Genomic DNA, 6,677 nt, shown 5'->3' with positions numbered 1-6,677 from the left:
CATGGTGATCACCTTGAATCCCTGCTGAAATTCTCAGCAGGTCAGTGGAACACCCTGGTCAATATTGGATCGGCACTTTGCGGTTTAGCTGGTCAAGATTGCGTCGGCACTAACAGGTAGCTATCAAACTGCTGTTCAGCTTCTGTCAAGCAAAAAAATTCTAAGGGCTTTACCCAGCTCTGGGAGGGAAAACGTCTTGATCTGACCGTCGAAGCACTGGTGCTGGAAACGGAGTGGCGACAGCATTTCGACGCTCTGCTTCTACAAACAGCCGAGAAACGACTGCGCGACGCGGACTATTTCCGCTCTAGGCCGAAATCAGCGGTTGGCCGCCTCGACGAAGTACCGGCTGTAGAACGTTCGGGCGTCCTCCCAATCGTCCTCGAAAGCGTCACAGGCCTCGCTTGCGCCGCTGATGTCGCGTGCAAGCCGCTGACACTCTGCAGCGCTGCTATGGCGAATCCGTGTACTGGGCAGGAACGATGATGCTCTTGGCAGTGAGCGCCTTGACCGGATAGATCAGTAGCAGGATGTTGTGCGTGGTGTCGAAGGCCTCACCCAGACACTCATGTTGATCACCGTTTTTGTCACGGTAGACCAGCGCGGTCGGCCTAGTCATCTTGCGCCCGATCGGCAGGAGCGGGAACAAGGCATGCCCCTTGTCGATGAGTACATCGGGCGGACAACCGAAGCTCTCCTCGAAGCTTGGCGAAGTCTCGATGCGACGTACTGCGGCGCATGCGCTTTGCCCAGCGATGATCTCAATCGGTTCGAGCACATACACCACGCAAGAGCGATGGTTCGTCCTCGCGAACTCGCGGGCAGATGCATAGTTGGAAGCGCCAAACTTCCTCGCAAGGTTGATCGGGGACTTGATGCCCATGGGGCAATCCGCAGCAAGCTGCCGGTAAGCGGTTCCTTGGAACAGCGCATAGCGAGCGAAGTTGTTGGCTTCGCGCTCAAACTGGTTGGCAATGTCCGGTGCCAAGGTCTGTTCGCAGTCCTGAAAGAACGTGAAAATTTTTCGATGTGCCGGGAGCTCATGGTGCCCGGTCTCGTGAAGCGTCAGGAATTTTTGCTTGCTCAGACCGACTGACTCGTCGATGTGAATGATTTGTTCGCTTGCGTCGTAGAGGCCGAGGATCTTCGAAAGCGCCGTCTTCACCGCAAAGAACGCCTTGGCGGTTTTCGCCTTGGCATATGCCAGAAGGCGTTCTGGATCGAAGAGGCCCTTAGGGGCGACACGCAGCTTTGCTGCCGAAACGATGTCATCGACAGGCGTCGGAAAGCGACCCCAGGCCGCCGCTTTGTCGAGCGATTGGCGAGCGCGTTCCTCCACCGCCCGCAGTTCGACCGGTAGCAAGCTGCTGTCGTCCTCTTTTCTCATGGTGGCTTTTTCATTCTCAGGAATTGCAGATATTTCATGAGTTCACCTTCTTCATCCGGTGTCAGGTTGTGCTCCGCGAACGTCGCAAGCCGTCCGTGGCGCTGCGTCGCTTCGCGCGCAGCCGAGGGGGATAAGTAGCCCGCTAGTTCCATCAGTTGGACGTAGTCGATTCCGTAGATCTCTGAAAGAGTGTTCAGCACGTTGGGGCTAGGCTGAGCGATCTTTCCTGTTTCAAGTTGACTGAGGTAGGCATTCGATACCTCCTTGCTGCTGACCTCCTCCACCTGCCGAAGCGACATTTTTCGGTCCTGCCGGATGGATGCCAGATATTGGCCAAGTGTTGGCTTCACGGTCTCCTCGTTGATAGCCGACAACGGCGAACGCGGTTTCGTCCACCGCCCGACAAGCCTCAGTCTATTCCGAATGCTAATTTTGCCAAGCATGCAAGGCTGACGCTTGACATACTTAGCAAGCTCTGTAACATTAGCACCAGATCGCGGGATCCCTCGCGGCAACAGAAAAGGATGGTCCCAATGACCAAGAACTTTGAGGACGGTGTGGAAGATGTGCAGCAGGCGCTGAACGCCGGGCGCGAGGTCCGTGGTCATGGCCCCTACGGCATGCTCATTGGCGATGAGCGGCTGGAGTTCCGCCCAGTTGTGATCGCCGATCCTGTGCCCACCGGGCGCCAAGTCCTCGAGGTCGCAGGTGTGCGCGATACCTTGGAATACCTGCTGTTCCTCATGTCGCCAAACGGCCTGCTGCAGGAGCTGGGGCCGGATCAGACCGTCGATCTGCGCAGCGCCGGCGCCGAGCGGTTCCTCGTCTTCCGCAACGACCGCTCGTTTCGCCTCGAACTGGACGACCGTGTGATTGAGTGGGGAGCTACCCGCATCTCTGGGCTGACGCTAAAAAAGCTGGCCAACGTCGATCCCGCGACCTTCGCGGTCTGGCTCGACGCGCGCGGCGGCAAGGATCGCCTGATCGGCGATGCTGAACTCTTTGACCTCTCCGCGCCCGGCGTGGAGCGGTTCTACACGGCGCTGCGCACGATCACGATCAAGGTCAACACCCGACCGCACCAGGTTCACACCGAAACGCTGACGTTCGACCAGGTAGTGAAGCTGGCGTTTGCTGATGCCGCAACGACCGACACGCGTGTCTACACCGTGACGTTCAAGCGTGGGCCGGCCAGCAACCCCGAGGGCACGCTGGTCGAAGGTGGTTCTGTTCACATCAAAGACGGGATGCTCTTCAATGTCACATTCACTGATAAATCGTAGTTCCGACCTCAAGCGACTGCGCGACGAGGGATACGAGATCGAGATTCGGGCGGGGCACCTGCTCGTTCATTCGGTCCCGTACGTGAACTCTCGTGGTGAAACGGCCTTGGGCACCCTGGTGTCGAACCTGACACTGCGCGGCGATATCACTGCCAGACCCGACTCGCATGTGGCCCATTTCGTGGGTGAACATCCGTGCAATCTGAACGGCACTGAAATCGTGCAGATCAAGCACTGCAGCGGCGTGACCGAGCTGGGAGGCGGCATCGTGACCCACCACTCGTTCTCGAACAAGCCGGCCGACGGCTACGCCGACTACCACCACAAGATGACTCGCTATGTTGAGATCATCAGCGCGCCAGCACGCTCCCGCGATCCTGGACTGAATGCTCAAACGTTCCGCCCGGTTGCTGCGGAAGCTGATGAATCCGTATTCCGATACATCGACACCGCGTCGAGTCGGGCTGGCATCCAGGCAATCGCGATGCGCCTCGCTCGGCGTATCGCGATCGTTGGGCTCGGCGGCACCGGGTCCTACTTGCTTGATCTGTTGGCCAAGACCCCTGCCGCCGAAATTCACCTGTTCGATGGCGACGTCTTCATGCAGCACAACGCCTTTCGGGCACCTGGTGCGCCCTCGCTGACCGAACTCGAGACACAGGTGAGCAAGGTCGATCGGTTCAAGGGCATCTACTCGAACATGCACGCGCACATCGTCGCGCACAACGGCTACTTGGACGAAACGAACCTGCACGAGATACAAGGCTTCGATATGGTGTTCATTTGCGTGGACAAAGGCAGCGTGCGCAAGATGATCACTGACGCACTTGTTGCGACCGGTGCGTCCTTTATCGACGTCGGCATGGGAGTCGAACTCACTGCGGAGACACGTGAGTTGCTGGCTGTGTGTCGAGTGACGACCGTCACCCCTGCGAGGAAGGACCACATCGCATCGCGTATTTCGATGGCCGATCGCGAAGAAGAGGATGCTTACAACCAGAACATTCAGATCGCCGATCTGAATGCGTTGAACGCAGTCATGGCCGTCATTAAGTGGAAAAAGATGTGCGGCTTCTATGCCGACGACGAAGGCGAGCATCACTCGACGTATTCCACGAGCATGAACCTATTGACCAGCGACGAGACCTCCGAATGAAGCAACATCGTATGGCGCATGTTTTTGTGGAAGAAATTCCTGTCGATACGGAACAAGGCGTGTTGTACGTCTCGATGGAATGCGCCACAGCCATTCATCGGTGCGCGTGTGGCTGCGGGAAAGAGGTCGTCACGCCGTTGTCGCCGACCGACTGGTCGTTGATCTTCGACGGCGACACGGTCTCATTGGATCCTTCGATCGGCAACTGGAGCCTGCCTTGCCGCGCGCATTACTTCATCGACCGCGGTACGGTCGCGTGGGCAGGGAATATGTCGAATGCAGCCATCGAGCTCGGCCGTTCGCGCGATCGCCGAAACAAGGCTGCTTATTTCTCGGACGCGAAATCTACTCCGAGCGCTTTGCCGCCTGCATCTCCAGGAGTGCCATCGGCAGCACCACGAACTTCAGAAGAACATGACTCGATATCTACGGCTGCTTCAAAGCCAATCGGAATCTGGCAGTCACTGAAGACATGGTGGAAGAGCTAGTACCTCTTTCACTACGAGACACGAGGCGACCGATCACATCTACCGTTAACTCTTGAAGCCTTACAGGCTCGTCAAAGCGACGACAAAAAAATCATAAGAAGAGAGAAAATGTACATCCTTAAAGACGGGCGAGCAGCCTTCCTTGAGTTTCTTCGCAATCTTTCGCCGCAGGTTCTTCTGTTGACGATTGCCGCGATCAGCTCGCACAGACTCACCTTCACATGCTGCTACGTCTCGAACATCAAGGCGACCTTGCTGGCGATCTGCTTCTATGCCGTATGGGGTGCCGCAGTCTGGGCCAACGCGACGATGTTTATCAAAAATTCGTTGGTACCGGCCAAAAAATTCGACGACGAATCTCGCCTGCTTGCGTACGCAGGCGTCCGAGGTTGGCGAAATATGCGAACCGTCTTGGCGTTTGCTTGGCGGAGTGATCCCTGGGTGTTTGTCGAGATTCTGAGCATTGCCGTTGTAGTTGAGGTTGCCATGGTGGTTGTCATGCTGATGGCCATCGGAAGCGCCAATAGCTTCTTGAAAATGATTCAACCTTGACCTGAAAAATCAGGAGGCGCTCGTAAGAGCGCTAACTTCGATCCAAATTGACTCTGTGCTCATTAACTTTGAATCCTTGCAATCGATGATCGGATCAAAGTTGTTGCATAAGTTGTTGATTTCCCGAGATGTCGAGGCTCACTAAATTTGGCTCCCCATATCAGATCCTGCGCTACCAGGGCAAGCTCAGCGGTCCGCTGCTGGACCGCATCGACCTGCACATCGAGGTGCCCGCGGTGCCGCCGCAATTGCTGCTCGACGCGCCGCCCGGCGAATCGACCGACAGCATCCGCACCCGCGTGATCGCCGCGCGCGAACGCGCGATGCAGCGCCAGGGCACGGCCAACCAGTCGCTGCAAGGCAGTGCCATCGACAGGCATGCCGGGCTGGATGCCCTGGCGCGCCAGTTCCTGTTCAACGCCGCGAACAAGCTTGGATGGTCAGCGCGCAGCACGCACCGCGCGCTGAAGGTCGCGCGCACGGTTGCCGATCTGGCAGGCACGGACGCCGTGCAGGTCGTGCACGTGGCGGAGGCGGTGCAGTACCGGCGGGCGTTGCGCGGGAGCGCGTGAAGAAGCCCGGGGGCTGCCGGCTACAGCAACCCGCGCTTGCCCAGGTTGCGCATCAGCGCGCCGATGCCGAAGGTCCATCGCGGCGCCTGGTCGGCATGCACCACCCGATTGACCAGCGCGCCCAGCTCCGGTGCGGCGATGCGCACGCGGTCGCCCACGACGTGGGTGAAGCCCTGGCCGGGGCCGTGGCGATCTTGCGTAGGCGCGAACATCGTGCCCAGAAACAGCATGAAACCGTCAGGGTAGGCGTGATGCTTACCCACGGTCTGCGACACGAGGTCGAGCGGGTCGCGGCTGATCTTCGACAGCGAGCTCGATCCTTCGAGCGTGAAGCCTTCCGGCCCCGTGACTTCGAGCCCGACAGTGATGCGGCGCACGTCCGCAATGCCAAAGTGCGCATCGAACAGACGAATGAAAGGGCCGATGGCGCACGAAGCGTTGTTGTCCTTCGCCTTGCCAAGCAGCAACGCGCTGCGGCCTTCGAAGTCGCGCAGGTTGACGTCGTTGCCGAGCGCGGCGCCCAGCGTCTGGCCACGGCTGTTCACCGCGAGCACGACCTCGGGCTCGGGGTTGTTCCACACGGAGCCTGAATGGATGCCGACGTCGGCACCCGTGCCCACGGCCGCAAGCACCGGGGCCTTGGTGAATATCTCGGCATCGGGGCCGATGCCGACTTCGAGGTACTGCGACCACACGCCTTGTGCGATCAGCACCTCCTTGACCTTCGCCGCTTCGGGCGAACCGGGAACGATGTCGGCGAGGTTGTCGCCGAGCACGTCGCCGATGGCGGCGCGCGTGGCTTCGGCCCTTGATGCATCGCCGCGCGCCTGTTCTTCGATCACGCGTTCGAGCAGGCTCGCAACGAAGGTCACGCCGCTGGCCTTGATGGCCTGCAGGTCGCAGGGTGCGAGCAGCCAGGGCTTGGCTTCATCGCGCGCTGTCTCGTCGCTGTTGGCGAGCACGGCGTCGAGCGCGGCGATGCGCGGTGCGTCCTTCAACGCGCGATGCACGGCTTCGGCGGGCTGTGCATCGCCTTCGAGCAGGTCGCTCATGGTCGGTGCGAGCTTCGACAGGTCGTGCAGGCCGCCTTCATGAACGGCCACCAGCACCGGGCCCACGCCGGGTTGCCAGATGCGCCCGACCAGTGTGGCGCGCTCGGCGTCACGGGGCAGGCTGGAAGAAGTCGAGAGGTTCAAGGACATGGCGTCGTGTCTCCGTGTGAGTGTGTGTCGCTGCGTG

The 6,677-nt window shown here is 59.4% G+C and carries 7 protein-coding genes and 1 pseudogene; 5 read left to right on the top strand and 3 right to left on the bottom strand.

Annotation, left to right across the window (positions count from 1 at the left end):
- Nucleotides 1-451: 451 nt before the first annotated feature.
- Nucleotides 452-1,387, bottom strand: coding sequence for an ImmA/IrrE family metallo-endopeptidase (locus ACSFB7_RS36620; RefSeq protein ID WP_435477246.1), 936 nt, complete (start codon nucleotides 1,385-1,387; stop codon nucleotides 452-454).
- Nucleotides 1,384-1,737, bottom strand: coding sequence for a helix-turn-helix domain-containing protein (locus ACSFB7_RS36615; RefSeq protein WP_435477245.1), 354 nt, complete (start codon nucleotides 1,735-1,737; stop codon nucleotides 1,384-1,386). Before ACSFB7_RS36615 ends, ACSFB7_RS36620 begins: the two co-directional genes overlap by 4 nt.
- Before the next feature lie 183 nt (nucleotides 1,738-1,920).
- On the opposite strand from ACSFB7_RS36615, the gene ACSFB7_RS36610 reads away from it, so the two are divergent.
- From ACSFB7_RS36610 to ACSFB7_RS36590, 5 genes and pseudogenes are all read left to right on the top strand, one after another.
- Entirely contained in the window at nucleotides 1,921-2,670 is a 750-nt protein-coding gene (locus ACSFB7_RS36610) for a multiubiquitin domain-containing protein (protein ID WP_435477243.1), read from the top strand.
- The gene (locus tag ACSFB7_RS36605; protein ID WP_435477242.1) at nucleotides 2,645-3,826 is read left to right on the top strand and encodes a ThiF family adenylyltransferase; all 1,182 of its coding nucleotides are present in this window, start codon (nucleotides 2,645-2,647) and stop codon (nucleotides 3,824-3,826) included. The genes ACSFB7_RS36610 and ACSFB7_RS36605 overlap by 26 nt, the downstream gene beginning before the upstream one ends.
- Nucleotides 3,823-4,314: a ubiquitination-like system serine protease family protein gene (locus ACSFB7_RS36600; protein WP_435477240.1), complete on the top strand. Its 492-nt coding sequence runs from the start codon at nucleotides 3,823-3,825 to the stop codon at nucleotides 4,312-4,314. Before ACSFB7_RS36605 ends, ACSFB7_RS36600 begins: the two co-directional genes overlap by 4 nt.
- A 108-nt stretch (nucleotides 4,315-4,422) precedes the next feature.
- Entirely contained in the window at nucleotides 4,423-4,866 is a 444-nt protein-coding gene (locus ACSFB7_RS36595; RefSeq protein ID WP_435477239.1) for a hypothetical protein, read from the top strand.
- Nucleotides 4,867-5,018: 152 nt separating this feature from the next.
- A pseudogene (locus tag ACSFB7_RS36590) lies at nucleotides 5,019-5,438 on the top strand (magnesium chelatase subunit ChlI family protein); the annotation flags it as partial.
- A gap of 20 nt (nucleotides 5,439-5,458) precedes the next feature.
- Here the strand turns inward: ACSFB7_RS36590 and ACSFB7_RS36585 are convergent.
- Nucleotides 5,459-6,640: a fumarylacetoacetate hydrolase family protein gene (locus ACSFB7_RS36585; RefSeq protein WP_435477238.1), complete on the bottom strand. Its 1,182-nt coding sequence runs from the start codon at nucleotides 6,638-6,640 to the stop codon at nucleotides 5,459-5,461.
- Nucleotides 6,641-6,677: the final 37 nt, after the last annotated feature.

It is taken from the genome of Variovorax raffinosi (assembly GCF_051216615.1).
Lineage (GTDB): Bacteria > Pseudomonadota > Gammaproteobacteria > Burkholderiales > Burkholderiaceae_C > Variovorax.
The sequence above is the reverse complement of the archived record's forward strand: the minus strand, read 5'-3'. Positions and strand labels throughout refer to the sequence as shown.

What these genes read in the sequence shown, in the direction of transcription:
- ACSFB7_RS36620 (WP_435477246.1), bottom strand. Translation starts at nt 1,387, where the DNA reads ATGAGAAAAGAGGACGACAGCAGCTTGCTACCGGTCGAACTGCGGGCG.
- ACSFB7_RS36610 (WP_435477243.1), top strand. Translation starts at nt 1,921, where the DNA reads ATGACCAAGAACTTTGAGGACGGTGTGGAAGATGTGCAGCAGGCGCTG.
- ACSFB7_RS36605 (WP_435477242.1), top strand. Translation starts at nt 2,645, where the DNA reads ATGTCACATTCACTGATAAATCGTAGTTCCGACCTCAAGCGACTGCGC.
- ACSFB7_RS36600 (WP_435477240.1), top strand. Translation starts at nt 3,823, where the DNA reads ATGAAGCAACATCGTATGGCGCATGTTTTTGTGGAAGAAATTCCTGTC.
- ACSFB7_RS36595 (WP_435477239.1), top strand. Translation starts at nt 4,423, where the DNA reads ATGTACATCCTTAAAGACGGGCGAGCAGCCTTCCTTGAGTTTCTTCGC.
- ACSFB7_RS36585 (WP_435477238.1), bottom strand. Translation starts at nt 6,640, where the DNA reads ATGTCCTTGAACCTCTCGACTTCTTCCAGCCTGCCCCGTGACGCCGAG.